Source organism: Gordonia sp. NPDC003429 (assembly GCF_053588575.1).
This window is the reverse complement of sequence record NZ_JBSFQF010000006.1, coordinates 19900-45408: the sequence shown is the minus strand read 5'-3', so window position 1 is coordinate 45408 and position 25509 is coordinate 19900. Positions and strand designations below refer to the sequence as shown.

26 protein-coding genes are annotated in these 25509 nt (G+C 67.3%); 13 read left to right on the top strand and 13 right to left on the bottom strand.

Annotation, left to right across the window (positions count from 1 at the left end; all coding sequences use genetic code 11):
• Nucleotides 1-71: 71 nt before the first annotated feature.
• The gene (locus tag ACWDSI_RS09370; protein ID WP_449756362.1) at nucleotides 72-1562 is read right to left on the bottom strand and encodes a PucR family transcriptional regulator; all 1491 of its coding nucleotides are present in this window, start codon (nucleotides 1560-1562) and stop codon (nucleotides 72-74) included.
• 111 nt (nucleotides 1563-1673) lie between these two features.
• Here ACWDSI_RS09370 and ACWDSI_RS09365 point away from each other — a divergent pair, with 111 nt between their 5' ends.
• From ACWDSI_RS09365 to ACWDSI_RS09355, 3 genes are read left to right on the top strand one after another with little or no spacing between them, the layout of a single operon-like run.
• Nucleotides 1674-3239: a purine-cytosine permease family protein gene (locus ACWDSI_RS09365; protein ID WP_449756361.1), complete on the top strand. Its 1566-nt coding sequence runs from the start codon at nucleotides 1674-1676 to the stop codon at nucleotides 3237-3239.
• Between the two features lies 1 nt (nucleotide 3240).
• Complete coding sequence (speB, locus tag ACWDSI_RS09360) at nucleotides 3241-4227, top strand: agmatinase (RefSeq protein WP_449756360.1); 987 nt, start codon at nucleotides 3241-3243, stop codon at nucleotides 4225-4227.
• Between the two features lie 11 nt (nucleotides 4228-4238).
• On the top strand, nucleotides 4239-4622 hold the full coding sequence (locus ACWDSI_RS09355; protein ID WP_449756359.1) for a nuclear transport factor 2 family protein: 384 nt from the start codon (nucleotides 4239-4241) through the stop codon (nucleotides 4620-4622).
• A gap of 31 nt (nucleotides 4623-4653) precedes the next feature.
• Here ACWDSI_RS09355 and ACWDSI_RS09350 read toward each other — a convergent pair whose 3' ends face one another.
• Both ACWDSI_RS09350 and ACWDSI_RS09345 read right to left on the bottom strand, forming a co-directional pair.
• Nucleotides 4654-5997: an NAD-dependent succinate-semialdehyde dehydrogenase gene (locus tag ACWDSI_RS09350; RefSeq protein ID WP_449746806.1), complete on the bottom strand. Its 1344-nt coding sequence runs from the start codon at nucleotides 5995-5997 to the stop codon at nucleotides 4654-4656.
• A 220-nt stretch (nucleotides 5998-6217) separates the two neighbouring features.
• On the bottom strand, nucleotides 6218-7504 hold the full coding sequence (locus tag ACWDSI_RS09345) for an adenylosuccinate synthase (protein WP_449746804.1): 1287 nt from the start codon (nucleotides 7502-7504) through the stop codon (nucleotides 6218-6220).
• 98 nt (nucleotides 7505-7602) lie between these two features.
• Between ACWDSI_RS09345 and ACWDSI_RS09340 the strand changes: the two genes are divergently transcribed.
• Together ACWDSI_RS09340 and ACWDSI_RS09335 are read left to right on the top strand one after the other, a co-directional pair.
• On the top strand, nucleotides 7603-8262 hold the full coding sequence (locus ACWDSI_RS09340; protein WP_449746803.1) for a hypothetical protein: 660 nt from the start codon (nucleotides 7603-7605) through the stop codon (nucleotides 8260-8262).
• Nucleotides 8259-9113, top strand: a complete 855-nt coding sequence (locus ACWDSI_RS09335) for a site-2 protease family protein (RefSeq protein WP_449746802.1) — start codon at nucleotides 8259-8261, stop codon at nucleotides 9111-9113. Before ACWDSI_RS09340 ends, ACWDSI_RS09335 begins: the two co-directional genes overlap by 4 nt.
• 15 nt (nucleotides 9114-9128) lie before the next feature.
• On the opposite strand, the gene ACWDSI_RS09330 is transcribed toward ACWDSI_RS09335, so the two are convergent.
• The 5 genes from ACWDSI_RS09330 to ACWDSI_RS09310 form a co-directional block, all read right to left on the bottom strand.
• Nucleotides 9129-9929, bottom strand: a complete 801-nt coding sequence (locus ACWDSI_RS09330) for a polysaccharide deacetylase family protein (protein ID WP_449746801.1) — start codon at nucleotides 9927-9929, stop codon at nucleotides 9129-9131.
• A 60-nt stretch (nucleotides 9930-9989) separates the two neighbouring features.
• The gene (locus tag ACWDSI_RS09325) at nucleotides 9990-10904 is read right to left on the bottom strand and encodes a cation diffusion facilitator family transporter (protein ID WP_449746800.1); all 915 of its coding nucleotides are present in this window, start codon (nucleotides 10902-10904) and stop codon (nucleotides 9990-9992) included.
• Between the two features lie 182 nt (nucleotides 10905-11086).
• A complete protein-coding gene (locus ACWDSI_RS09320; protein WP_449746799.1) occupies nucleotides 11087-12202 on the bottom strand; it encodes an FUSC family protein in 1116 nt (371 codons plus the stop codon).
• Nucleotides 12199-12648 (bottom strand): DUF3151 domain-containing protein, encoded by a 450-nt coding sequence (locus tag ACWDSI_RS09315; protein ID WP_449746798.1) that lies wholly within the window; start codon nucleotides 12646-12648, stop codon nucleotides 12199-12201. Before ACWDSI_RS09315 ends, ACWDSI_RS09320 begins: the two co-directional genes overlap by 4 nt.
• Nucleotides 12649-12879: 231 nt before the next feature.
• On the bottom strand, nucleotides 12880-13188 hold the full coding sequence (locus tag ACWDSI_RS09310; protein WP_449746797.1) for a hypothetical protein: 309 nt from the start codon (nucleotides 13186-13188) through the stop codon (nucleotides 12880-12882).
• A gap of 40 nt (nucleotides 13189-13228) precedes the next feature.
• Here ACWDSI_RS09310 and ACWDSI_RS09305 point away from each other — a divergent pair, with 40 nt between their 5' ends.
• The gene (locus tag ACWDSI_RS09305; RefSeq protein WP_449756358.1) at nucleotides 13229-15118 is read left to right on the top strand and encodes an Rv0361 family membrane protein; all 1890 of its coding nucleotides are present in this window, start codon (nucleotides 13229-13231) and stop codon (nucleotides 15116-15118) included.
• Nucleotides 15115-15522, top strand: a complete 408-nt coding sequence (locus ACWDSI_RS09300; RefSeq protein ID WP_449746795.1) for a hypothetical protein — start codon at nucleotides 15115-15117, stop codon at nucleotides 15520-15522. The genes ACWDSI_RS09305 and ACWDSI_RS09300 overlap by 4 nt, the downstream gene beginning before the upstream one ends.
• Nucleotides 15523-15577: 55 nt before the next feature.
• Here the strand turns inward: ACWDSI_RS09300 and fbaA are convergent, their stop codons facing one another.
• Nucleotides 15578-16612: a class II fructose-bisphosphate aldolase gene (gene fbaA / locus ACWDSI_RS09295; protein ID WP_449746794.1), complete on the bottom strand. Its 1035-nt coding sequence runs from the start codon at nucleotides 16610-16612 to the stop codon at nucleotides 15578-15580.
• A 155-nt stretch (nucleotides 16613-16767) separates the two neighbouring features.
• On the opposite strand from fbaA, the gene ACWDSI_RS09290 reads away from it, so the two are divergent.
• Nucleotides 16768-17475 carry a VTT domain-containing protein gene (locus ACWDSI_RS09290; protein WP_449746793.1) on the top strand — a complete coding sequence of 236 codons (708 nt, stop codon included), beginning with the start codon at nucleotides 16768-16770 and terminating at the stop codon, nucleotides 17473-17475.
• A 76-nt stretch (nucleotides 17476-17551) separates the two neighbouring features.
• Nucleotides 17552-18241 (top strand): DedA family protein, encoded by a 690-nt coding sequence (locus ACWDSI_RS09285; RefSeq protein WP_449746792.1) that lies wholly within the window; start codon nucleotides 17552-17554, stop codon nucleotides 18239-18241.
• A gap of 22 nt (nucleotides 18242-18263) precedes the next feature.
• Here ACWDSI_RS09285 and ACWDSI_RS09280 read toward each other — a convergent pair whose 3' ends face one another.
• Together ACWDSI_RS09280 and ACWDSI_RS09275 are read right to left on the bottom strand one after the other, a co-directional pair.
• A complete protein-coding gene (locus tag ACWDSI_RS09280) occupies nucleotides 18264-19481 on the bottom strand; it encodes an FAD-dependent monooxygenase (protein ID WP_449746997.1) in 1218 nt (405 codons plus the stop codon).
• Between the two features lie 49 nt (nucleotides 19482-19530).
• Entirely contained in the window at nucleotides 19531-20790 is a 1260-nt protein-coding gene (locus ACWDSI_RS09275; protein WP_449746791.1) for an MFS transporter, read from the bottom strand.
• Nucleotides 20791-20803: 13 nt separating this feature from the next.
• Between ACWDSI_RS09275 and ACWDSI_RS09270 the strand changes: the two genes are divergently transcribed.
• The 4 genes from ACWDSI_RS09270 to ACWDSI_RS09255 all read left to right on the top strand — a co-directional run bounded on the left by ACWDSI_RS09270 (nucleotide 20804) and on the right by ACWDSI_RS09255 (nucleotide 24404).
• The gene (locus ACWDSI_RS09270) at nucleotides 20804-21655 is read left to right on the top strand and encodes an IclR family transcriptional regulator (protein WP_449746996.1); all 852 of its coding nucleotides are present in this window, start codon (nucleotides 20804-20806) and stop codon (nucleotides 21653-21655) included.
• A gap of 159 nt (nucleotides 21656-21814) precedes the next feature.
• The gene (locus ACWDSI_RS09265; RefSeq protein ID WP_449746995.1) at nucleotides 21815-22852 is read left to right on the top strand and encodes a cupin domain-containing protein; all 1038 of its coding nucleotides are present in this window, start codon (nucleotides 21815-21817) and stop codon (nucleotides 22850-22852) included.
• Nucleotides 22853-22855: 3 nt separating this feature from the next.
• A complete protein-coding gene (locus tag ACWDSI_RS09260) occupies nucleotides 22856-23674 on the top strand; it encodes a fumarylacetoacetate hydrolase family protein (protein WP_449756357.1) in 819 nt (272 codons plus the stop codon).
• A gap of 10 nt (nucleotides 23675-23684) precedes the next feature.
• Complete coding sequence (locus tag ACWDSI_RS09255) at nucleotides 23685-24404, top strand: maleylpyruvate isomerase family mycothiol-dependent enzyme (RefSeq protein WP_449756356.1); 720 nt, start codon at nucleotides 23685-23687, stop codon at nucleotides 24402-24404.
• Nucleotides 24405-24473: 69 nt separating this feature from the next.
• On the opposite strand, the gene ACWDSI_RS09250 is transcribed toward ACWDSI_RS09255, so the two are convergent.
• Both ACWDSI_RS09250 and ACWDSI_RS09245 read right to left on the bottom strand, forming a co-directional pair.
• The gene (locus ACWDSI_RS09250; protein WP_449746789.1) at nucleotides 24474-24701 is read right to left on the bottom strand and encodes a zinc ribbon domain-containing protein; all 228 of its coding nucleotides are present in this window, start codon (nucleotides 24699-24701) and stop codon (nucleotides 24474-24476) included.
• Between the two features lie 126 nt (nucleotides 24702-24827).
• Entirely contained in the window at nucleotides 24828-25508 is a 681-nt protein-coding gene (locus tag ACWDSI_RS09245; protein WP_449756355.1) for a TrmH family RNA methyltransferase, read from the bottom strand.
• Nucleotide 25509: the final 1 nt, after the last annotated feature.

Genomic DNA, 25509 nt, shown 5'->3' with positions numbered 1-25509 from the left:
TGGACAACGGGCGCGAGAGCACGGCGGACAACCGTCGCGGAACTCTCCACGGCGCTTGTTGCCGTGAGGTCTCACACTCGCGGCGTGGCCGCCCTGGCCTTGAGTGCCAGCCACAGTTCCATCCGGTCGTCGCCGTCGTCGAGACGACGCCCCGACAGCGCGGCGACACGTTCCATCCGGTTACGGACCGTGTTGCGATGCACCGACAACCGGGCAGCGGCCGGGTCCCAGGCGCCGTTGGCCCGCAACCATTCCTCGAGGGTGCGTATCAATTCGGCACGCTCGCGTTCGTCGAGAGCATCGAGTGGCGCGAGGACGGCGTCGGCGAAGCCGCGCAGCACCCGAGGGTCGCCGAAGCCCAGCAGCAGTTCGGCGGTCTGCCCCTCGTGGGCACTCATCAGGCGTCCGAGTCGCTCACTGACGGTGACCAGCGATCGTGCCTGCGTCGCGGAGACGGCCAGCGAATGCGGCGGCACCGCGGCGCCGAGGCCGATGGGCCGGCTGGACGCGAGCCGGCTCAGCGTGGCCGCGAGACCGTCGGTCTCGGGGTGCGCGAGTTCGATGTCGCTGCCTCGGACGCGAATAAGGGCCGCCGACAACGACACCCGCAGCCGGAACACCAACGCGTCCACCTCGGCCGGTTCGGGCCGGATCACCGCCACCTGGATCAGCGCCGATCCCCACCCGACTGAATCGGCCAGCTGCTGGGCACGGGGCGGTTTGAGTCCGGGACGCATGAGACCGGCGAACACCGAACTGCGGCGCTGCCGTTCGGGTTGGCCCGCCAGATTGCGCCGTTCGAGTTCGAGCGCCAGCAGCGACACGAGCACGGTCGACGAGTGGCGGGAGACCGGATTCATCTGTGCGTCCAGGACGACGAATCCGATCGGCACATGGGAACCGACGGCGTGGATCTCGTGCTCGCCGTGGACCGACCACGCGGGTGCGGCGGGGTCGTCGGCGACGGTCGCTGCGAGCCGGCACGCGGCGTCGACCTCCGTGGCCGACGTGCCCGGTGTCGCGGCGACGAGCCGGCCGAGACCGTCGCACACCACGCACGCGACATCACTGATCTCGCTCCATGCCGCGAGCAGCGCGGGCAGCGGCGCGTTGAGTGTGGCCACCTGGGTGAGCCGCCGGTTGGTGTCCATGGCGCGCTGTAGGTCGCGGCGCTCCTGCTCGGCCATCGTGGTGAACACCCACTTGGTGACCGCGATGAACGGTACGTGGCCGGGCACCACGAGCAATGCGACCCCCACCTCGGCCGCGGCGGTCCGCAACGGCTCCGGACACCGCTGGTAGGGCAGGCCGGGCCCGAGTCCCAACGCCACGGCCGCGACACCTCCTGCGCGGCAGTTGCGCAGATAGTCGCGACATCCGTCCTCGGTCATCTCTAGCAGCAGCCCGACCGTCATCAGCAATTCGCCGCCGCGCAGCCACGCCTGCGGACTCGTGAGTTCGGAGACATGGGCCACGACGACCTCGACGTCGAGCAGGTGATCCCCCCAGATCACCTCGAGCCCGAGTTCGTCGGCGGCCACCACGTCGGCCACGGTGATCATCGACGACTCCCCACACGGCACCCGGTGTTGTACATATTGCCCAATCGTAATGGCCGATCTGGATATTTGATCCCTGTTCTCGCACGTCAGGCAGCGCGCACGCTGAGCACCATGACCAACGAGAACCTGGCCGCACCGGTGACCACCGCGGCCCCGCCGACAGCCGCCACCCGCCGGCCCACCATCGAAACCCGCTCGATCGACTACGTCCCCGACGACGAACGCCACGGCAAGGTCTCCCAGCAGGGACCCTTCTGGTTCGTCGGCAACTTCCAGCCGTTCACCCTCGCGCTCGGCTTCGTCGGGCCGTCGATGGGCCTGTCGCTGTGGTGGACGATCGTCGCCGGAATCGCCGGCATCGCGTTCGGCACATTGTTCATGGCGTTTCACGCGACGCAGGGACCGGTGCTCGGCTTGCCGCAGATGGTCCAGTCCCGCGCCCAATTCGGCTACCGTGGCGTGCTGCTCCCGCTCATCGGCACCCTGTTCACGTTCGTCGGATTCAACGTCGTCGATCTGGTCATCATCAAGTCCGGCCTGCAGTCGATCTTCGGCTGGAACGCCGTCGCGGTCGCGGTGATCATCTCGGTGATCGCGGCGCTGCTGGCGATCTTCGGACACGACCTGCTGCACAAGAGTTTCCGCGTGCTGTTCTGGATCTCGTTGCCGCTGTGGCTGATCCTCACGATCGGCATCTTCGCCGGCGGCGTGCACGGCTCGATCGGACCGTCGGGCCCCGGCGGCTTCACCCTCGTGGCGTTCCTGGTGCAGTTCTCCGTCGCCGCGTCCTACAACATCACCTACGCCCCCTACGTGTCGGACTACAGTCGCTACCTCCCCCGCGACACCAAACCGTCGGCGATCATCGCCTCGGTGTTCACCGGGGCCGTCGCGTCGCCGGCGTGGCTGATCCCACTCGGCGCATTCCTGGCCACGTATCTGGGTGCGACCGACGCACTCTCGGGCATCAACGACGGTGCCAACCAGATCTTCTCCCCGCTCGGCGGCGTACTCGCCGTGGTCGCCACCCTGGTGCTCGTTGCGACCATGGGCCTCAACGCCTACAGCGGCATGCTCACGGTGGTCACCGCGCTCGACTCGGTGCGCGCCGTGCGGCCCACACGGAATCTGCGTGTGGTGACGATCATCGCGCTGACCGTCATCTGGCTGGCGCTGGGATTGGCGCTGACCGATGCCACCGAAGCCCTCAACACGGCCTTGCTGATCATGCTGTACCTGTTGGTGCCGTGGACGGCGGTCAACCTCACCGACTACTTCTTCGTCCGCCGCGGGCATTACGTGATCGCCGACCTCTTCACCCCCGCGGGTGTCTACGGGATCTGGCCGTGGCGCGGCATCGTCGCCTTCGTCCTCGGTTTCCTCGCCGAGATCCCGTTCATGGACCTCACGTTCTACGAGGGACCGGCCGCCGCGGCGATGGGCGGCGTCGACATCGCCTTCATCGTCGGACTCATCGTGGCGGGTGGCTCGTATTTGCTGTTCAGCCGCTCGGCCGACCTCAGCGAGGAACACCGGCTGCTGAGCGAGCACCCGGAGATGGCCGACCCCTCGGGCACCGGCGAGATCCGCGCCGAGATCGCCGCAGAGGAATCTGCAGCCGAAGAGGCTGCGGCCCAGACGAATTCGGCCACACCCACACCCGGACAGGAGAACTGAGATGGCCGACGAGATCGCCGGCCTCGACCATCCCTTCATCGTCACCGACGGCGTCGTCGGGCAGGTCGATGCCGCACAGACCCCGCGCTACACCGAGCCCGCGACCTTCGCGCGGCTGCCGCGCGCCGATCAGGTGAGCAGCGTCGACGTCAACATCCTGGGCATCCCCTTCGACACCGGCGTCAGCTACCGCCCGGGCGCACGGTTCGGGCCGGGTCACATCCGCGCATCGTCGAAGTTGTTGCGGCCCTACAACCCTGCGATGGGGATCTCCCCGTTCGCGGCACAGCAGGTGGTCGATCGCGGCGACCTCGCCGTCAATCCGTTCGACATCACCGCGGCGATCGAGACCATCGACACGGCCGTGACGGCGTTGGGTGCCGACGGGGCCACCACGCTCGCACTGGGCGGTGACCACACCATCGCCCTGCCGATGCTGCGGGCGATGCGCGCCCTACACGGCAAGCCCATCGCGGTGCTGCACTTCGACGCACACCTCGACACCTGGGACACCTATTTCGGCGCGCCCTACACCCACGGCACCCCGTTCCGGCGGGCGAGCGAAGAAGGGCTCATCGACATGGAACGGTCGATGCATGTGGGCATCCGCGGACCGCTGTACAGCACAACCGATCTCGACGACGATGCGGCGCTGGGTTTCGCGGTGGTGCGCGCCGACGACTACGAGACCGACGGCACCGCACGCGTCGTCGAACGGGTGCGCCGACGACTCGCCGGCGGTCCGGTGTACGTGTCGGTGGACATCGACATCCTCGACCCGGCGCACGCACCCGGCACCGGCACCCCGGAGGCCGGTGGCCTGACGTCGCGGGAGCTGCTGCACACGCTGCGCGGGCTCGCCGGCCTCGACATTGTCGGCGCCGACATCGTGGAGGTGGCTCCCGCCTACGACCACGCCGAGATCACCGGGATCGCGGCGGCACACGTTGCCTACGAGCTGCTCACCATCTTCCCGGGAAAGCGGTGACCGTGATGACGATGAGCACCGACCCGACACCCGCCGACCGCGCGCTGGCCGCACTCGACGCACTCGTCGCGGTCTTCGCGGCCAACGACGAACACGCCTACTTCGGCAGTTTCGCCCCCGACGCACAACTGGTCTTTCCCGACACCGCGCAGGTATCGATCACCGTCGAGCAGTACCGCACCCTGTGGCGGGGGTGGCGGGCAGACGGTTGGCGGGTGAGCAGCTGCCGGAGCAGTGACCGCGACGTGCTCGTCAGCGGCGACGTCGCGATCGTCACCCACCGGGTTTCGACCACGCTGGGTGACGGCACCGCGTTGTCGGAGCGGGAGACCGTGGTGTTCGATCTCGCGGCCCAACCGAAACCTGTTGTCCTACATGAACATCTTTCGGCGTAACCGCGCGCGATGAGCCGTCACCTCGCGGCCGTCAGCTGATCCGGATCAGCTTCTTGTTGACGAACTCGTCGATGCCGAATCGGCCCAGTTCACGCCCGAAGCCGGACCGTTTGACCCCGCCGAACGGCAGTTCGGCTCCCTCGGCTCCGACGGCGTTGACGAACACCATGCCGGCGTCGATCTTGTCGGCCACGCGCAGCGCCTGCTCGGGGTCGGTGGTGAAGACGTAGGAGCCCAGACCGAACGGGGTGTCGTTGGCCAACGCGATCGCGGCGTCCTCACTGTCGGCCTTGTACACGGTGGCCACCGGCCCGAAGAGTTCCTGCTTGGCGGTGGGCCATTCCGGGTCGACGCCGGTGAGCACACCGGGCGGGAAGTAGGCGCCCTTGCGTTCGCCGGCCGACTCGAGTGTCGCGCCTGCCTCGACCACCGACTGCACCTGCTCTTCGAGGCGTTCGGCCGCAGCCACCGACGAGAGCGGGGCGAGGCCGTCGGCGGTGGCCTTGACCTTCTCGGTGAACTTGGTGACGAAGTCGTCGTAGATCTCGGCGTCGACGATGAACCGCTTGGCGGCGTTGCAGGCCTGACCGGTGTTCTCGAAACGGCCGTCGACGGCGGCGGCGACGGTTGCGTCGAGATCGTCGGTGGACAGCAGGATGAACGGATCCGATCCGCCGAGTTCGAGCACCACCTTCTTGAGGTTGCGCCCGGCCACCTCGGCGACCGCGGCACCGGCACGCTCGGATCCGGTCAGCGAGACGCCCTGCACCCGCGGGTCGGCGATGGAGTCGGCGATCTGCTCATTGGTGGCGTAGACGTTGACGTAGGCACCCGGCGGGAAGCCGGCGTCGAGGAAGATCTGCTGCAGCGCGGCCGCCGACTCGGGGCACTGCGGTGCGTGCTTGAGCACAATAGTGTTGCCCAGCACCAGGTTCGGTCCGGCGAAGCGGGCCACCTGATAGTAGGGGTAGTTCCACGGCATGATGCCGATGAGCACTCCGACGCCGCTGCGGCGGATGATCGCCGACCCCTCGCCGTCGAGCAGGGTGATGTGTTCATCGGCGAGGAACTTCTCGGCGTTGTCGGCGTAGTACTCGTAGATCGCGGCGCTGAACTCCACCTCGCCCACCGACTGGTCGTAGGGCTTGCCCATCTCGCGGACGATGATCTTGGCGAGTTCGTCCTTGCGCTCGGTGTGCAATTCGGCGACCTTGCGGATGAGAGCGGCGCGATCGGCCACGGTCGACGTCTTCGACCAGGTCATGAACGTGTCGTGGGCCGCGGCGATGGCGGACTCGATCTGATCGTCGGTGGCGGTGGGGTATTCCTTGATGACCTCGCCGGTGGCGGGATCGACGACTGCGTAGATGCTCATCGACTCTTTCCTCGGGTGCGCGGAGAACAGCAGGGCGCGGCCGATCGGCCGCCTTGTCTACGAATGTAGTAGCCCGGCGGGAAAGCTGCTGGCGGAATCGGCGATGTCGCACCCGGGCGACCACTCATTCCGCGAGGTGTTGGCGATATCGCTGCGTTAATCGGCGATCGAGACCGATCGGCACAACTGATTCCGCAATGGGTGGCGCCGAGTCGAAACCTCAGACGATGGCCCGGCGAACAATCGTCTGATCACGCCCCGGGCCGACGCCGATGCACGAGATGTGCGCGCCGGACAGTTCCTCGAGGCGCAGCACGTAGTCCTGCGCGGTCTGCGGGAGTTCGTCGAAGGTGCGGCATCCGGAGATGTCCTCCCACCAGCCCGGCATGTACTCATACACCGGTGTGGCGTGATGGAACCCGGTCTGGGTCATCGGCATGTCGTCGACCCGCTCCCCGTCCACCTCGTAGGCCACGCAGATCGGCACCCGCTCCACGCTGGAGAGCACGTCGAGCTTGGTGAGGAAGTAGTCGGTGATGCCGTTGACGCGTGTCGCGTATCGGGCGATCACGGCGTCGAACCAGCCGCAGCGTCGCGCACGCCCGGTGGTCACCCCCACCTCGCCGCCGGTCTTGGCGAGGTAGGCACCCCATTCGTCGAACAGCTCGGTGGGGAACGGCCCGGACCCCACCCGCGTGGTGTAGGCCTTGAGGATGCCGAGCACCGTGGTGATCTTGTTGGGTCCGATGCCGGCACCCACCGCGGCCCCGCCCGCGGTCGGATTCGACGACGTCACATAGGGATACGTGCCGTGGTCGACGTCGAGCAGGGTGCCCTGCGACCCTTCGAGCAGCACGGTCTCACCGCGTTCGAGCGCCTCGTTGAGCAGCAAACGGGTGTCGGCGATGCGGTGCTTGAACCCCTCGGCCTGGGCGAGTACCTCGTCGACCACCTGCGCGGGCTCGAGCGCGCGGCGGTTGTAGATCTTCACCAGGATCTGGTTCTTGAGTTCGAGGGCGGCCTCCACCTTCTGCGCGAAGATCTTCTCGTCGAGCACGTCGGCCACCCGCACCCCGACGCGGGCGATCTTGTCCTGGTAGCAGGGGCCGATGCCGCGTCCGGTCGTGCCGATCTTCTTGTTACCCAGGAAGCGTTCGGTCACCTTGTCGATGGCCACGTGATACGGCATGAGCAGGTGGGCGTCGGCCGAGATGAGCAGCCCCGCGGTGTCGACGTCGCGGTCCTCGAGGCCGCCGAGTTCGGTGAGCAGCACGCCCGGGTCGACCACGACGCCGTTGCCGATCACATTGCGGACTCCCGGGGTGAGGATGCCCGAGGGGATCAGGTGCAGCGCGAACTGCTCACCGTTGGGGAGCACGACGGTGTGACCGGCGTTGTTGCCGCCCTGGTAGCGGACCACCCACTGCAGTTTCCCGCCGAGCAGATCTGTCGCCTTGCCCTTGCCCTCGTCGCCCCACTGAGCACCGATCAGCACGATCGCGGCCATGGCAGAGACTCCTTTGTTGGCGCGCCTTGACGCAACTACCCTACTTGCTGGACCGCCTGGTTCCTCATCGGCGTGTCGGCCACGGCTACCCTGTCGGCGTGTCTCCCGCAGTCATCACCTCGGCATCGGTCGCCTCCACCGGCGACGGCGCCGCTGTTCCCGACCCGAAGTCGGTGCGCATGCGGATCGGTCGTCTCCTCGACGACGACGCGACGCGGCGGGTGGTGGTGGCGGTCGACGACGCGGTGGCGCACCCGGACGCATTCCTCGCGGCGGTGATCGCCGCGTTGATGGTCGCCGAGCGGCTCGACGTCGAGGTGGCCTACGCCCCGGCGAACCCTTCGGCGGCCACACGTGTCTACGGACTGCCCCACGGCGCTGCCGCCGAGCGACTCGCCGTCGAGGGCATCGCCACATCGTTCCCGCTGATCCGCGATGACGCGGCCACCGTGCTGGTGGGCAGCGCCCGCCATCTCGGCGCCGACGGCGCGCAGCTGCACGGCGAAACCTATGTCGACAACGACCGCCTCTTCCGCGGTGAGGTGCGCGGCGTGCTGATCGAACCCACTCGTGCCGAACCGGGTCTGCGGGCGAGGGTGGAACGCCGCCTTCGCCCCGGACGTTGGCATCACGGCCGCGCGGCGCAGACCGGCGGCAGCAACCTACTGGTCGAACGGGAGGGCATCGTGACCCGACGGGTGGTCAAGCGGTCCACGTTCTATCGTCATCACGTGGATCTGAAGCTGGTGTGCCCATGACGGCGTCGTTCGCGGGACGCGCACCGTCGGGCTCGGGCATCGTCAAGACGATCGGGCAGGGTCTGCCGTTCCTGATTCTGCTCGCCCTCACGGCGTTCGGTGGATGGCTGTGCTTCGGTTCGGCCCCGGGACGCAACGCGACGTCGATCGCCGGGACGTTGCTGCTGGTCATCGCGGGCTGGCTGGTGTCGCTGTGCCTGCACGAATTCGCGCACGCCGTCACCGCGTTCCGTTTCGGCGACCGCACGGCCGAGTTGCGCGGCTATCTGACCCTCAACCCGTTGCGCTATACGCACCCCGGGCTCTCGCTCGGCCTGCCGATTCTCATCATCCTGCTCGGCGGCATCGGTTTTCCGGGCGGTGCGGTCTACCTCGACGAACGCGGAATGACCCGCGGGCAACGCACGCTTGTCTCGCTCGCCGGTCCGGCGATGAACATCCTGCTGGGGGCGCTCATCCTGATGACCATCCGCATCATCGACCCGCAGGTGTACATTCCGCTCGGCTCGGGTCCGCTGTCGGGACTGGTGCTCGCCGTCGACGGCGTGAACCTGTGGGCGGCGCTGGCGATGCTGGCGTTCCTGCAGATCACCGCCGCTGTGCTGAATCTGATCCCCATGCCGGGCTTCGACGGGTACGGGGCCATCGAGCCGTACCTGGCGCCCGACGTGCGGCAGAGCGCGACGAAGATCGCGCCGTACGGTTTCCTCATCGTGTTCGCCCTGCTGTTCATCCCGCAGCTCAATGCCGCCTTCTTCGACCTGATCCGCTGGCTGTTCGAGCTCTCCGGGGTGCCGTCGGCGCTGGCCATCCAGGGATGGAACGTGTTCATGTTCTGGCGTACCAGCTGAGCTGAGGGTCTCGGCTCAGACGAAGTAGTCGTGCAGCGTCACCATGTTGAGTCGGCGCTGCTTGATGATCTCGACGAGCTGCGGGTACACGTGGGTGACCGGCGGGTGGTTGGCGTGCCCGATGATGATGGTCTGCGGGTGGAAGAAGCGTCGCGCGCACGTCAGCAGGTAGCGCTCGGTGATGAGTCCCGAATCCGAGAGTGATCCGTACCAGAGCGTCGGGCTGGTGTAGCCCAGGTCGGCGGCCACCGCGTCGACGGTGTCGTTGGTGTAGCCGTAGGGCGGCCGGTAGAAGGGCGTGCCGTCGACCCCGAAGGTGTTGCGCAGGAACGTTTTACACTGGTTGAGCTCTTCGGCGACGCCCGACGGACTCAACGCGGTGAGTTGCGGGTGGCTGAACGTGTGATTGCCGAGTGCGATCTGTCCGGATTCCACCAGCGGGCGCAGTGCCGCCTTGTGGTCGGTCCACGACGAGAACGAGCTGGTGACGAAGAAGGTGAACCGCGCACCGGTGTCGCGGGCGAACCGGATGTAGGCGCCCACCACCTCGGAGTTCGCGCCGTCGTCGACGGTCAGGGCGATGTGGCGTCCGGTCCCGGGCAGCGACGTGAGCGCGCCCGCCGGTCGCGGGATCTTTCGCAGCACGTCCGGTGGCAGCAGGCCCGAGGTGGGGGCTGTTGATGCCGGTCGCGGAGACATCGGATTGTTCGACGGCAATGCCGACGGCGCGGACGCATCCCCCTGCGCCGCACTGCATCCGGCGACTGCGACGACGGTACCGGCGGCCAGCGCGCTGAGAAACCCCCGACGTTTCACAGCAGGAAAGGTAACGCATGCGACGTCGATCGGCAGAGCGCGGCCCGGGGCCGCGTCATGTCACCAGGTCAGGTCGTCGCGGCAGCGGCTCTGTTCGTCGCTCGGATCCACCTGAATCGTGGCGTGGCGCAGTCCGTAACTCTCGAGCACCGTGCGTGCCAGCGGGAGTACCCGCTCGTTGGGGCACGCGCTGCCCAGGTGCACGGTGGCCACGTCCATGCCGGTGGTCAGGGTCCACACATGGAGGTCGTGCACGTCGTCGACGAGCGGGATGTCGGCGAGATCGCGCCGCAGGGCCTCGATGTCCACACCCTCGGGTGCCTGTTGGTTGAGGATGCGCAGGGCGTCGCGGGCGAGCCGCAACGCGCGCGGCACCACCCACAGGGCGATCAACACGGCCACCACCACGTCGGCATACCCCCACCCCGTGGTGAGCGTCACCACGCCGGCGATCAGCACCCCGATGCTGCCGACGGCGTCGGCGAGGACCTCCATGTAGGCGCCGCGCACCGCGATCGATTCCTTGGAGTCCGCGCGCAGCAGCAGCATCATGGCGACGTTCACCGCGAGGCCGACGAGTGCGACGACGATGAGCGTGAGACCGGGCACCTCGGGATCGTTGCCGATCCGCTTGACCGCTTCGACGAGGACGAACGCCGCCACGCCGATGAGCAGGACGGCGTTGGCGACGGCGGTGAACACCTCGGCGCGATGCCACCCGAAGCTGCGGGCGTCGGTGGCCGATCCGTGCTTGGCCAGCAACAGCGCCACCAGACCCATCAGCAGCGCCACCACATCGGTGAGCATGTGGCCGGCGTCGGCGATGAGCGCGAGCGAGTTGACCATGATTCCGACGCCGAGTTCCACCACGAAGTAGGCGCCGATGATGCCGACGGCCACGGCCATCGGCCAGATCCGGCGGTTGGATGCCGACGCCGTGGTGTGCGAGTGCGTGTGTGAATGCGAGCTACCCATGGCACAGCCAATCTATGCGCAAAATCGCATGTATTGCAAGGGTTAGGTCAGCCTAATATGCCGACAAACGGGCAGTGTTGGTAGACGCGGGCGATGTTGGTAGACGCGGTCGGTGTTGGTAGACGCGGTCGGTACAGCCGCCGCGTCTACCAACTCGTCACGCGTTCTCTCGAGGATGACGCTCAGCGCAGCGTCGCCACCGCCGACGAACGCCGCAGCCCCGCGACCATGAGCAGGTCGACGAGCAGTGAGCGCGTCTCGGCGAGCAAGGCAGTCTCGCTGAGGTCGCTGTGCTCGGCGAGTTCCTTGCGGGCCTTACGGGCAACAGTGCGCAGCACCCGGGCCGCGTCGGCCTGGTCCGGGGACTCGCCGGGATCGGCGAGCATCATCTCGCGGAGGATCTCGAATGCCCCGGCGAGGTCGTCGATGATCTCCACCAGCTCCGGGCGCAGACGCTCTCCGCGCTGGGTGATCGCCAGCGCGCGGCGCGCCACGATCCGGAAATTACGGACGGCGTTGTCGATCGGGTCGGCCGTGGCCGAGAGCCGCTGCAACCGCATCCGTTGACGCCAATACAGCGGTGAGATGTTGCTGATCTCGCGACCACCACGCATGTCCGAGCGCATCGTGTTGATCGCGGCCTGGGTTCCCCGGGCGGTTTCCAGTGCCCGCAGCACCGTCTCCTCGTCGCCCTCGCGCAGACCGTCGGCCAGGTCGCGGGCCGCGTCCCGGATGGTCGCGAGGACACCCGCGGCGTCGCGGCGGCCCCGCGAAGCCGGGTTGACCGGAAGGAGCGCGCCCACCACGAGTCCGATCACCCCGCCGATCAGCGCATCGATGGCGCGGTGATAGCCGGCCACCCCGCCCGGGGGGAGCAGCGTCGCCACCAGAACCGCCGACGACGCCGCCTGCATCGGGATCAGCGGGCCGTCGTCGAGGAACACCGCCACCACCATGGCCATCGCGACCACCACCACGATCTGCCACGTGCCGGTGCCGATCTGGGAGACCAGCAGATCGCCGACCGCGATACCGATGGTGACGCCACCCACCAGTTCCACCGCCCGCCGCCACCGCTGGGACAGCGACAGTCCGAGCGAGATCACGGCAGCGATCGGCGCGAAGAACGGTTGCTTGTGGCCGAAGACCTCGGTGGCGATCCACCACGCCGAACCCGCGGCCAGCGAGCACTGCACGATGGGGACCAGCGAGAGATACAGCCGCCGCACCCGCGTCCGCAGCGGGGGCGGCAGCGAGTTCACCCGCCGGCTCGCCGCCGAACGCAGCCGGTTGCTCACACCAGCCCGAGCTCCGCCGCCGCGGTCGGGTCGCTGTCGTTCAGCAGGTCGAGACAGCGCAGGTACTCGTCCTCCTCGCCGATGGCGTTCGCGGCACGTGCGAGTGCACCGACGCAGCGCAGGAATCCGCGGTTGGGTTCGTGACTCCACGGGACCGGCCCGAATCCCTTCCAGCCGTGTCGGCGCAACTGGTCCAGGCCCCGGTGGTAGCCGGTCCGCGCATACGAGTACGCCTCGATCACCCGACCGACATGGACGCCGCCGGTATCGGCGGAGCCCGCCCCGTCCAGGGCGCCCTCCGCGAGGTACGCCCACGCGATCGAGGCGGTCGGGTGGGCGGCGGCCACCTGCGCGGGCACCGCACCGTTGAGCAGGTCCGACTCGGCGTCGTCGTCGCCGGTCAGCAGAACCGGTTGCGGGCCGAGGAGATCACCGAAAGAAGTCATCGCTCCATTCAAGCATCGACCGTGACGCGCAGGCATCGGTTGACCGCGCTTGCGGCTGCGCCGATGACGTCACGGCCGGTTCCCGTGCGCGCGCCGCGGCGGGTAGTCTGCTCGGGTGCTGCCCCCACACTTGGTTCGCTAGGGTGAATGGCGCACTCGATCGCGACGCTGCCCTGCCGGGACGTCGCGACATTCCACGACGTCTTACGAGAGCGGGTGATCGGCGATGCCTCAGTCCGGCGACGGAAAGTCGGCCGTCACCAAGGCCTTTTCGCGTCTGCGGAAGTTCGCCGCCGAACGTCGGGAGGAGACGAGCAGCGCACGCCGTCCCGCGCCCGCAGCGCCGTCGCCGCGACCGGTGAAGCCACCGCAGCCTAACGGGCAGAGCACCGGCTCGGGGGGCGACACTCCGACGACGCCGTTCAGCACGCCGCCGACGGCGCCGATCCCGGCCGCGGACGGCGGGCCGAACACATCGGTGGATGACAGTTCGGCGGAAACGAGTTCGACGGGGACCGGCTCGACCGAAGCCGGGGCCATTACGACCGACAGCGTGCGCGCAGGGGGAGACGGACAGTCCGTGGAGGATGACTCGCAGGTGGATGAGCGCGGCGCCGAGGGCACCATCGTGGAAGCCCCGACAGGCGACGGTTCCGCCGGCACCCCGAAGGCACCCACGCCCCGGGGAGGCCGAGGCATCGACTCCGCGACAAAGGTGATCCGTCGCGACGAACTGCCCGATGTCGGCGAGTTGGACGACCTCGACAACATCGATCCGATCGCAGGCTCCCGGGACGCAGCCCGGACCGACGAGGAAGCCGAGGCCCCCGAGCAGGACGACGCGCACGCCGCCGGTCCGCGGGTGTCGGGCACGGCGTCGCCGAGTTCCGAAGAGACCACGGTGATTCCGCGCTCGGACCTCCCCGACACCTCCGACATGCCCGATCTCGACGAGGTCGACATCACGGGCGGCACCGAAACCGACAGTGGCAGCGCCGACGGCGAGGCCCCTGAGGAAGAAGAACCCGCCGAGGCGGCCGAGACACCGGACACTCAGGCAGAAACCACCGAGGAAACCACCGAGACCGGCGAGGAAGCACCCGAGGCCGACGAGACAGAAGTCGACGAGACAGAAGTCACCGACTCGGAGACCGACGACGAGACCGGCGGGTCGGCGGCGGTCGCCGGAGCGGCGGTGGCGGGAGCGGCGGTGGCAGGGGCCGCGGTCGCCGGAGCCGCACTGGCCGACGATGACCACACCGCGGATGAGCAGGTTGTCGACGAGCAGGCCGGGGATGGGCAGGCCGGGGACGAGCAGGCTGGGGACGAAGAAGCCAGGGACGAAGAGGTAGCGGCCGCGCCGGCTGGGACAGCCCAACCCGACACCGAGTCCGACGAGGGTGCGGACAACGGCGAAACCGATACCGCCACCAGCGAATCCGACGAGGCGGCAGAGACCGAAGCACCTGGTGACGTAGCGGAATCCGACGAGGCGGAATCCGACGGGGCGGAACCTGCGGAGGCGGAATCCGACGGGGCGGAATCTGCCGAGGCGGAGCCCGAGGAGCAAGCGACCGACGAGGCAGCCGTCGACGAGACAGCGGCCGACGAGACAGCGGCCGACGAGACAGCGGCCGACGAGACGGGAACGCACGAGGACGCACCTGTCGACGAGAGCGAGCCAGGCGAGGCGCCCGAAACCGAGACCGTCGAGGACGAGGCGCCCGAAACCGAGACAGTCGCTGCCGCCGACGAGGCAGTCACCGCCGACGAGGCCGTCACCTCCGAGTCCACCGCCGACGAGTCCACCACCGACGAGGCCGTCACCGACGAGCCCACCACCGACGAGCCCACCGCGGAATCCGCTGACGCGTCGGAGGCCCCCACCGAGGCCATCGCTGCCGCGGCACCAGAGACCGGAGCACCTGAAACCGCAGCGCCGGGCCGCGCGGCCACCCAGGGCTGGTCCACCACGCCGCACAAACCACAGGTCATCCCGTCGGCCACGGGCACCACCACGAAGACGGCCGGTGGCGGACGTGGCAAGAAGATCCTGGCCGCGGTCGGCGCGCTGATCGTGGTGGTGGCGGCTGTGGTCGGCGGCGTATGGGCCTATCTGAACGCTCGCCCGGAGGCACCCGCCGACCAGGCGGCAAGCGCCGCCCAGGAGTTCTCCTCGGCCCTGTACACAGGCGATCTGTCCACCCTGCGTTCCATCACGTGCGGGCAGGAGAACCAGTTCTACACCAATGTCAACGACGCCGATTTCCAGAAGATCTACGCGTCGCAGAAGGCACGCAACGAACTCGTCCGCACCGGCGACGTCAAGGCGGCCAAGGTGACCGACGACGGCTCACGTGCGGTGGTCGAGGTGGTCGCCTATCAGACCAGCAAACCCGACAACGCGCAGACGGTGACCATCAACCTGCAGAAGGTCGGCGACAGCTGGAAGGTCTGCACGCCGCAGTGACGCGCGGGTCGGGGTCGGGCGACAGCATGGGCGGATACGGATACGAGCCACGCGCCGGAGCACGGCCGGGCGGCTGGGTGATCGGCGACGACGCCGCGACGGCGCCGACCCAACCCCTCGACGCCCACATTCCCCATCCCCAGGCTCCCCCCACTCAGATCGCTCACGCGCACCCCCGACGGGCACGGCCGAATCCAGCGCATCACGAGGGGTACTTCGTGCCCGAACGAGCGCCTCGCGCCGCCACGCCCGCGGACGTCAGCACACCGGCCGCGCACTCCGCGCGTCGCGCACGACCGGCGTCGAAATCACAACGGCACCGCATCGACCCGGCGGTCATGGTCGCCGCCGCGGCGATGATCGCCCTCGCGCTCATCGTGCTGCTGGGTCTGCTCACACTCTGAGCCCCAAAAACCCGCGCGCGGCCGGCCGGGCATCCACCCGGCCGGCCGGAACGAATCAGGCGCTGATCGACTTGCCCACCGACTTGAGGTCGGTGCACGCCTCGACGACGCGTTCGCTCATGTTCGCCTCGGCCTTCTTCGACCACACACGCGGGTCGTAGGCCTTCTTGTTGCCCACGTCACCGTCGATCTTCAGCACACCGTCGTAGTTGGAGAACATGTGCCCGGCCACCGGTCGGGTGTAGGCGTACTGGGTGTCGGTGTCGACGTTCATCTTCACCACGCCGTAGCTCAGCGCCTCCTCGATCTCGCTCTTGAGCGAGCCCGACCCGCCGTGGAAGACGAAGTTGAACGGCTTGGAACCCTCGGGGAGTCCGAGCTTCTTCACCGCCACCTCCTGGCCGGTGTTGAGCACGTCCGGGCGCAGCTTCACGTTGCCCGGCTTGTAGACGCCGTGGACGTTGCCGAACGTCGCGGCCAGCAGGTAGATGCCCTTGTCGCCGATACCGAGCGCATCAAGGGTCTTCTCGAAATCCTCGGGGGTGGTGAACAGCTTGTCGTCGATCTCGGCCTCGACGCCGTCCTCTTCACCGCCGACCACGCCGATCTCGATCTCCAGGATGATCTTGGCGGCCGCGGTCTTCGCGAGCAGGTCCTTGGCGATCTCGAGGTTCTCGTCGATCGGTACGGCGCTGCCGTCCCACATGTGCGACTGGAACAGCGGGTCCTTGCCGGCGTCGACGCGTTCCTGGCTGACCGCGATCAGCGGGCGTACGTAGGTGTCGAGCTTGTCCTTGGGGCAGTGGTCGGTGTGCAGCGCGATGGTGACGTCGTACTTGGCGGCCACCACATGGGCGAACTCGGCCAACGCGACGGCACCGGTCACCATGTCCTTCACGCCCAGGCCGGATCCGAATTCGGCACCGCCGGTGGAGAACTGGATGATGCCGTCACTGCCGGCGTCGGCGAAACCTTTGATCGCGGCGTTGATCGTCGACGACGAGGTGCAGTTGATCGCGGGGAATGCATAGCCCCCCGCTTTCGCCTTCTCGAACATCTCGGCGTACTTCTCAGGGGTTGCTATGGGCACTTCAGTCCTCCAACCGGTAAAGGGTCGGCCCTCTGCGAGCCGCTCACTCCTCCTCAGTATGGCAAGTGCCGCCCACGCCTGCCCACCACACGGCGTCCCCACTTCGGCCTGTCGTCACAGGAAGCAATCAGGCACTACCGCTATCCTGGGTCCCCGTGACAGACTTCGCGATCGCCGCAAATACGACAAACCTCGCGTTGCTGCCCGGATTCCTCGACCCGGTCAACCTGCTGAACTCCTTCGGCACGTGGATTCTGGCGGGCCTGCTGCTGGTGGTGTTCATCGAATCCGGTCTGCTGTTCCCGCTGCTCCCCGGTGATTCACTGCTGTTCACCGCGGGCCTGATCGTGGCGGCGAAGTCGGCCGAGATCGAACCGTTCGCACCGCTGTGGGTGCTGCTCGTGACCATTCCCATCGCCGCGTTCCTCGGCGACCAGGTGGGGTACTGGATCGGTAAACGGGCGGGATATTCACTGTTCAGGCCGGACGCGAAGGTACTCAAGGAGCGCTACATCGTCGAAGCCCACGAGTTCTTCGAGAAACACGGCCCCATCACCATCTTCCTGGCGCGATTCGTGCCCATCGTGCGCACCTACGCGCCGTTGGTCGCCGGTGCCGCCAACATGCGCTACTCGGTGTTCGTCGTCTACAACGTGGTCGGGGCCGTCGTGTGGGGAGCCGGGGTCACCCTTCTCGGCTTCTTCCTCGGGCAGATCGACTTCATCCGCGACAACGTCGACTACATCTTCTTGCTCATCGTCTTCGTCTCGGTGCTGCCGATCATTTCCGAGGTGGTCAAACGGTTCCTCCGGTCGCGCCGCCCCGTCACCGAAGAACCCGTCAGCGAAGAGCCCGTCGCCTGATCGCCGTCCGCGGCCTCAGCGTTCTCACAGCCACCGCATGGCTGCCGGGGCGCCTGCACGCGTAGCCTGGTGACCCGTGATCAGCTCCGTGCTCGCCCAAAGCACCACCACCGTGGCCCTGCCGGGCATCCTCGACCCCATCAACGTCCTCAGCTGGTTCGGCGCCTGGGCGTTCTGGGGCCTGCTGCTGGTGATCCTGATCGAGTCGGGCGTGTTGTTCCCGGTGTTGCCCGGCGACTCGCTGCTGTTCGTGGCCGGCATGGTGGTGGCCGCCGGGGGCAAGGACGGTATCGACAAGTTCGCCTCGCTGTGGCAACTCCTCGTCTTCATCCCGATCGCCGCGATCATCGGCGGCCAGATCGGATACTGGATCGGCCGGTTCGTCGGCACCGAGATGTTCCGCCCCGACGCCCGCTTCCTCAAACAGCGCTACCTCACCGAGGCACACGAATTCTTCGACCGCCACGGTCCGATCACCATCTTCCTGGCCCGGTTCGTGCCCATCGTGCGCACCCTGGCACCCATCGTGGCCGGCGCCGCCCGCATGAACTGGGTGGTCTTCGCCATCTACAACGTGGCCGGCGCGATCGTCTGGGGAGTCGGCGTCACGCTGCTCGGATACTGGCTGGGCGGCTTCGAGATCGTGCAGAAACTCATCGAACCGATCTTCATCCTCATCGTGGTGCTCTCGGTGGCCCCGATGTTCGCCGAGTGGTATCGCCGGCGACGCGCCGCCAAGCGCGCCGCTCCCGACACCGCCGCCTGACCCCAGGCGTCTGGGGGTCACGTCATCCGGCCAGCGCAGCGACCGGGGCACGCTCACTCGAGTAGCCCCACAGCCAATCGGTGTACTTGTAGCTCGACGTGTCGCGCGTCTTGAATAGTTCGTTGCGCACGATCCGTCCGGCACCGTCGAGATGCCAGAGTTCACCCCACATCCGCCCGGTGGTGAGGATGCGGTTGCAGCGCGGTGCGCGTTCGGCATTGACCGCGGCCAACGTCCGATCCCAGGCATCCCGACCACCGACGGCGAGTTCGGCTTCGGCGTAGTCGGCGATGCACTTTGCGTCCTCGATGGCCATCACCGCACCCGACGCCAGGTATTGCAGCGGCGGGTGGGCGGCGTCGCCGAGCAGGATCATCCGACCGTCGACCCAGTTGTCGATGGGATTGCGGTCATACATCGGCCACCAGCGGTCGCGCCACAGATGGTCGGTAGCGGTCCGTACGGTTGCGTGGCAGTGATCGTAGGCATGTGCGAGTTCTTCTGGGCCACCCCAATTCTCGTGACCCGCGAGGTAGCCGGGCGATTCGAAGACGGCCACCTGGTTGAGCATCGCCCCACCGCGCAGCGGGTACTGGATGAAGTGGCAGCGCGGTCCGATGTAGCCGACCACATCGGTGATCGCCGCAGCGTCGGGCACTTCGGAGATGGGGAATGTGCCCCGGTAGGCCACATAACCCGACGCTACCGGCTCGTCGTCGGAAAGCTTGGTGCGCAACCGGGATTTGATGCCGTCCATGGCCAGCACGACGTCGCAGGCGTGCACCATGCCGTCAGCGGTGATGAGTTCGGCGCCATCGCCGGTGCTGATCACGTCCTCGACGGTCTGTCCGGTGAGCAATTCGGCTCCCGCCGCCCGCGCCGCCTCGATCAGCAACGCATGTAGGTCGCTGCGATGGATGACGAAATACGGTCCGCCGTAGCGGGCTTGAAAGTCTCTGCCGAGATCGACGCGGGTCAACTCCTCAGTGGTGATGGCGTCGCGGAAAACGAGGTTTCCGGGCACCACGCCGCGGGCGAGCGCATCGTCGAGTATCCCCCACGACGCCAGTATGCGGGCACCGTGCGGGCCGATCTGTAGGCCGGCGCCGACCTCTCCGAATTCCGATGCCCGTTCATAGAGCGTGACCGACGCTCCTTTTCGCGCCAGCGCCAGTGCTGCGGCCGCACCTCCGATACCGCCACCTGCGACGAGTATCCGTGAGTTCGACAGTGCCATGATGATTCTCCGATCGTGGTGAAACGTGTTGTTGATGAGGTTGATTCGATGCTCAGGCCGCAGCCAGCAAGGGTTCGGCGACCGTGCTCGGGCGCATCACCTTGGCGACCCCCACGAGGAAACCGGCCGCGATCAGCGCACTCAGGGCGAACATCACGAAGTTCGACGACGCGCCCAGTCCGGCGGCGATCAGCCAGCCACCCAGCTGGGGCGCGGCCACCGCGCCGATGCGCCCGACGCCCAGCGCCCAGCCGAGCGCGGTACCGCGCAGGTGGCTCGGGTAACTCGACGCAACAGCTGCGATGATCAGGCATTGTGTGCCGTGGGTACCGACTCCGGCGAGTACGAAGATCAGGTAGGTGACGCCAACCGTGGGCGACGCCAACAGGAACAGAAGGGCGCCACCGGCAATGAGTGCGGCGATGATCGCGGTCCGGATCGCGCCGTAACGGGCGCCGGCGAACGCCGTGATCACCGATCCGGCGACGGCGCCCAGGTTGAGTGCGAGGGCGAAGGTCAAAGCGCTGCCGAGGTTGGCGCCGGTGGACTGCATCAGTTTGGGTAACCACGTCCCCAGCCCGTACCAGGCCAACAGTGTGAAGACGGTTGCCAGCGCGAACAAGATGCTGACCACCCGATACCGGCTGCCGAGCAACACCCGGAATCCCGCCGACGTCGATGTGGCGGCCACCACCCGCGCATCGGGAAAGAACCTGAGCGCCAACGGGACCAGCACAGCCAACGGCACCAGCGCGAACAGGAACATCGGCCGCCAGCCCCACTGCGGGATCACGCCGATGCCGATCAGTGCCGCGGCCGACCCGCCCAGCGGGACACCCGACATCATCATCGTCGCGACCGGTGCCCGCCATTTGTCCGGAACAAGTTCGGCGGCAAGCGCATTCGACGTCGGAACCAGTCCACCCAAGCCGAGTCCCGCCAGGAATCGCAGGATACCGAAGGTCGTCGGGCCCGTGGCGAATGCGCAGGCCGCGGTGAAGACCGAGAGCACGACCGCGCAACCGATGATGGCGCGACGCCTACCGACGTGATCAGAGAGTCGTCCGGCCAGTATCGCGCCGACCATCATTCCGAGGAAGGCAAGGCTACCGAGGGTGCCGGCGGTGGAGGCGCTGATGCCCCATTCCTTCTGCAGGCTGCCGATGACGTTGCCGTAGACGATGAGGTCGTATCCGTCGAAGACCACGAAGAGCCAGCAGATGACGACCGTGATCGCCGCGCGGCGATCCGTGAGCCCATGACGGTGCAGCGCGCCCTGCGCTCCGCCGATTGTGTGTTGTGAATCAGTCATGAACGCAAGAGTGATGGCCACCACACAGGGTTACCAATATAGTTCTTCTGTGCAGAAAAGAAGGATCGAGCGTCCGTCGTACACCATCGCCTCGGTCGACAACGCACTGCGCCTGCTCGAGTTGCTCCGCGACGGCGGCACCTTGCGCCTCTCCGACGCCGCGCACGAACTCGGTGTCGCCAATTCCACCGCGCACCGACTGCTCGCAATGCTGGTCTATCGGGGTTTCGCCGTCCAGGACGAGCATCGGGTCTATCACCCGGGTCCCGCGATGGGCGCAGGTCCGGCGCGCCACGGATGGACCCGTGATCTCACCGACCGCGCGCGACCGCATATCGACGCGCTGGCCGCGCTCACCGGCGAGACCACCAACCTGGTCATCCGCGTGGGCACCCAGGCCCGATTTCTCTACACGTCGGAATCGTCGAGCATGCTGCGTGTCGGCGACCGCCAGGGTCAGGTTCTCGACGCCCATCGGACGGCGGGGGGTCGCGCACTGCTCGCCGACCTCGACGAGACCACACTCGCTCAGCTCTATCTGAGGCCAAATGATCTGGAGCCGAATGAAGCATCCGAGGTCGCAGACGATTCCGATCCGCGCCTGACAGCCGACGAGTTCGCCCGGTTCCGCGACGAGTTGACCCGCGTCCGGGAGGCCGGCGTGGGGCTCAACGTCGAACTGTCCGAGGACGGGGTGTGCGCATTCGGCGTGGTCATCCACAACGGACGGCGACTCGACCTGGGCGCGGTGACCGTGGCGGTTCCGGTCAACCGATACGAACAACACGCCCGCGGTCACATCATCGGCCACATCCGGCGGTGCGTTCGCGAGATCGAGATCGACGTCGCCGACATCGAGCCCTGAACTTTTCCGCTGTGCAGAAACTTGTCGTGATATCGACGGCCCCGGTTCTAGCGTCGACGACAGTGATTCATCACACAGCACAGGGAGAAAGCGATGACGAGCACCATCACTCCGGCGACGACCGAGTCCACCGGCGACGATGACGCGGCACTCGACGCCATGTACGCAGCATTCGAGGCCAACCACCTCACGCCGTTGTGGACCCAGATCGGCGACCTCATGCCCATGTCGCCGAATCCGCAGGCCGTGCCTTTCGTGTGGCGGTGGTCCGACCTGCTGCCGCTCGCCCAACAGGCCGGCGACCTCGTGCCGGTGGGTCGCGGCGGCGAACGTCGCGCCATCGCGCTGGCCAATCCCGGACTCGGCGGTCGGCCCTACGTCAGCCCCACACTGTGGGCCGCCATCCAGTACCTCGGTCCGCGCGAGACCGCGCCCGAGCATCGCCACAGCCAGAACGCCTTTCGTTTTGTGGTCGAGGGTGAGGGCGTGTGGACGGTCGTCAACGGCGATCCGGTGGCCATGCGCCGCGGAGACTTCCTGCTGACCCCCGGCTGGAACTTCCACGGACATCACAACGAGACCGATCAGCCGATGGCATGGATCGACGGCCTCGACATCCCGTTCAGCTTCTACGCCGACACCGGCTTCTTCGAATACGGATCCGACGGTGTCACCGACCTATCGACGCCCAACATCTCGCGCTCCGAACGTCTCTGGGCTCACCCGGGTCTTCGTCCACTGGTCGGGATCGACGCCAAGACCAGCTCGCCGATCGCCTGCTACCGGTGGGAATACACCGATGCCGCACTTCGCGAACAACTCTCACTGGAGTCCGAGGGCTTCGCATCGACAGTCGAGCCGGGTCACGCCGCGGTGCGCTACACCAACCCGACCACCGGTGGCGACGTGATGCCCACCGTCCGAGCCGAGTTCCACCGCCTGCGTGCGGGCACCGAGACCACCGTCCGCCGCGACGTCGGTTCCACCGTCTTCCAGGTCTTCGACGGCGCCGGTGAGATCCGGCTCGGCGACGAGACCTCGGCTTTGGCCACCGGCGACCTCGTCGTCATCCCGTCGTGGGTGCCGTGGTCGGTGGCGTCCGACTCCGGAATCGATCTGTTCACCTTCTCCGACGCCCCGATCATGGAGCGTCTGCACTTCGACCGCACTCACGTCCAACGAATCCAGGGAGCCTGAAACATGAGAATTTCCACCATCCGCCTCGCCGGCCGCACCGTAGCCGCACGCGTCGACGACACCGCCGCCACCGTGATCGACGGCTACTCAGACGTCGGCACTCTTCTCGCCCAGACTGATTGGCGCGAGATCGCCGAATCAGCCGCGGGCGACGTGATCGCCGTCGACGATCTCGACTATGCCCCGGTGGTCCCCGCGCCCGGCAAGATGTTCTGCGTCGGACTCAACTACGCGTCGCACATCAAGGAAATGGGACGCGAGCTGCCGGAATTCCCCACCCTGTTCCTGAAGGTCGCCGACGCGCTCACCGGTCCGTACGACGACGTGATCGTTCCGGAATATGCTGCCGGACAGCTTGATTGGGAAGCCGAACTGGCGTTCGTCATCGGCGCAGAGGCCTATCAGGTGGACGCCGCGACGGCCGCCGACCACATAGCGGGCTATTCGGTGATCAACGACTACACCATGCGCGACTATCAGTACCGCACGCTGCAATGGGATCAGGGCAAGAACTTCGAGAAGACCAGCGGATTCGGCCCCTGGCTCGACACCGACTACCAACTCGGCAGCCGCATCGAAACCCGGCTGGACGGCGAGGTGATGCAGGAATCGTCCACCGACGACCTCGTGTTCACGCCGGCCCAACTCGTCGAGTACATCTCGCACATCGTCACCCTGCATCCCGGCGACGTGGTGATCACCGGTACCACCGGTGGTGTCGGTCATGCCCGCACACCCGCCCGCTACATCGGTGACGGTCAGATCGTCGAAGTCACCATCGGCGGTCTGGGCTCTGTTCGGAACAAGACCGTTGTCAAGTAGCGTGGGCACGATGTGCGCCGCCGACACCGGATTTCACCAGCTCTCTCGCGACGAACAGATGTCGTTGGCGCGCAAGGGCACCGGCGTATTCGTGCAGAACCTGGCCAGACTGACCGACGACGAACTCCGCGAACCGTCCCTTCTGGCGGAGTGGTCGCGCGCTCACCTGGTGGCACACGTCGGCTACAACGCTGCGGCACTGTGCAATCTGATGTCGTGGGCGGCCTCAGGCACCGAATCACCCATGTATTCCTCTGCAGAGCAGCGCAACAGTGAGATCGAGAACGGTTCGACGTTACCGGCGCAGGCGCTACGCAGTTTGGTCGATCACACGGCGGCCCGGCTCGATGAGGCGTGGCGGTCGTTGCCCGCAGACCGGTGGAATGCCCAGGTGCGTACTGCCCAGGGCCGCACAGTCCCTGTATCGGAGGTGATCTGGATGCGCAGCCGCGAGGTCTGGATTCACTCGGTCGACCTCGACAACGGTGTCAGCTTCGCCGATTTCGGTGAGCCGGTCCTGCTCGATCTGCGTTCCGACATCGTGAGCGCATGGCGACGGTCCGGCACGGGTGGCGAGATCCGACTGGTCACGCCGGACGCGACGATTGAGCTGGACCCCGACGTCGCAGGCACCCGCAGCATTGTCGAGGGTTCATTGGCCGACGTCGTGGCATGGATGGCCGGGCGAGCGAACTCGGTCACCGATCTCGCCGCTCCGCGCTGGCTATGACCGCCGTCTGACGTGGTTGTGCGACGTGGCCGTCTCACCGGCGACCACCGAACCACCGACGTCGACCGATCAGGCCTGATCCGAGGAGGGCTGACGGCGCACTCCCACGACCCGCGGATGGTTGCGCCAGGCCGGCATCGAGGCCATGTACTCCCGGGCGGCCTGCCGAGCGTCCTCCACGGTGAGGTGGCCGTGCTCGGCCTGCCATTCCTCCGTCATCGATGTCAGCCGGTCGTCGAAGTCCATCAGGTCGCCGTTGGCGTCGGTGCAATACGCGCAGTACCTGTACGAGTGCACCGGTAGGCCGCAGCTCTCACAGCGCGTGACCACAGATATCACCCTCTCCCCTGTTCCGACGTGTTCATCTTCGACGTTTCGCCGCTGGTGACGCATATGCCAGGGTCCTAGGACTCGTTGTCGCACCTACCAGGCTGCGCCGAGATCGGCATGCTGCCGAATCCACGCATGCATGGCGATGCCCGCCGCCACCCCGGCGTTGATGCTGCGAGTGGACCCGAATTGTGCGATCGACACGGTCAGGTCGGCACGGGCCTGGGCATCGGCGCTCACGCCGGGGCCTTCCTGACCGAAAAGCAGCACACAGGCACGCGGCAGGTCGGCGGACTCGAGGCGCTGTGCGCCCGGGGTGTTGTCGACGGCCACCACCGCCAGTCCCCGGTCCCTCGCCCAAGCGATCAACGCGTCCACGTCCTCGTGGTGTTCGAGATGCTGATAGCGGTCGGTCACCATGGCGCCGCGGCGATTCCATCGACGCCGTCCCACAATGTGTACCGCGGCGGCCGCGAACGCATTGGCCGTGCGCACCACGGTGCCGATGTTGGCGTCGTGCGCGAAGTTCTCGATGGCGACGTGAAACGGATGCCGGCGGGCATCGATGTCGGCGACGATCGCCTCACGCGTCCAGTACCGGTAGGCGTCCACCACGTTGCGGGTGTCACCCTCGGCGAGCAGCGTCGGGTCGTAGCGCGGATCGTCCGGCGGCGGACCGTCGTGGTCGTCGGCCCACGGCCCCACTCCGACCGCCGGACCGGCCTGCCATTCCGTCGGGCCGGGACCGGAGTCCTCCGGGCCGTCGATCGTCACG

Coding starts and splice junctions, on each gene's coding strand:
- ACWDSI_RS09370 (WP_449756362.1), bottom strand. CDS start 1,562: ATGATCACCGTGGCCGACGTGGTGGCCGCCGACGAACTCGGGCTCGAG.
- ACWDSI_RS09365 (WP_449756361.1), top strand. CDS start 1,674: ATGACCAACGAGAACCTGGCCGCACCGGTGACCACCGCGGCCCCGCCG.
- speB (WP_449756360.1), top strand. CDS start 3,241: ATGGCCGACGAGATCGCCGGCCTCGACCATCCCTTCATCGTCACCGAC.
- ACWDSI_RS09355 (WP_449756359.1), top strand. CDS start 4,239: ATGAGCACCGACCCGACACCCGCCGACCGCGCGCTGGCCGCACTCGAC.
- ACWDSI_RS09350 (WP_449746806.1), bottom strand. CDS start 5,997: ATGAGCATCTACGCAGTCGTCGATCCCGCCACCGGCGAGGTCATCAAG.
- ACWDSI_RS09345 (WP_449746804.1), bottom strand. CDS start 7,504: ATGGCCGCGATCGTGCTGATCGGTGCTCAGTGGGGCGACGAGGGCAAG.
- ACWDSI_RS09335 (WP_449746802.1), top strand. CDS start 8,259: ATGACGGCGTCGTTCGCGGGACGCGCACCGTCGGGCTCGGGCATCGTC.
- ACWDSI_RS09325 (WP_449746800.1), bottom strand. CDS start 10,904: ATGGGTAGCTCGCATTCACACACGCACTCGCACACCACGGCGTCGGCA.
- ACWDSI_RS09315 (WP_449746798.1), bottom strand. CDS start 12,648: ATGACTTCTTTCGGTGATCTCCTCGGCCCGCAACCGGTTCTGCTGACC.
- ACWDSI_RS09310 (WP_449746797.1), bottom strand. CDS start 13,188: ATGGCCCCGGCTTCGGTCGAGCCGGTCCCCGTCGAACTCGTTTCCGCC.
- ACWDSI_RS09275 (WP_449746791.1), bottom strand. CDS start 20,790: ATGACTGATTCACAACACACAATCGGCGGAGCGCAGGGCGCGCTGCAC.
- ACWDSI_RS09270 (WP_449746996.1), top strand. CDS start 20,804: ATGGCCACCACACAGGGTTACCAATATAGTTCTTCTGTGCAGAAAAGA.
- ACWDSI_RS09265 (WP_449746995.1), top strand. CDS start 21,815: ATGTACGCAGCATTCGAGGCCAACCACCTCACGCCGTTGTGGACCCAG.
- ACWDSI_RS09260 (WP_449756357.1), top strand. CDS start 22,856: ATGAGAATTTCCACCATCCGCCTCGCCGGCCGCACCGTAGCCGCACGC.
- ACWDSI_RS09255 (WP_449756356.1), top strand. CDS start 23,685: ATGTGCGCCGCCGACACCGGATTTCACCAGCTCTCTCGCGACGAACAG.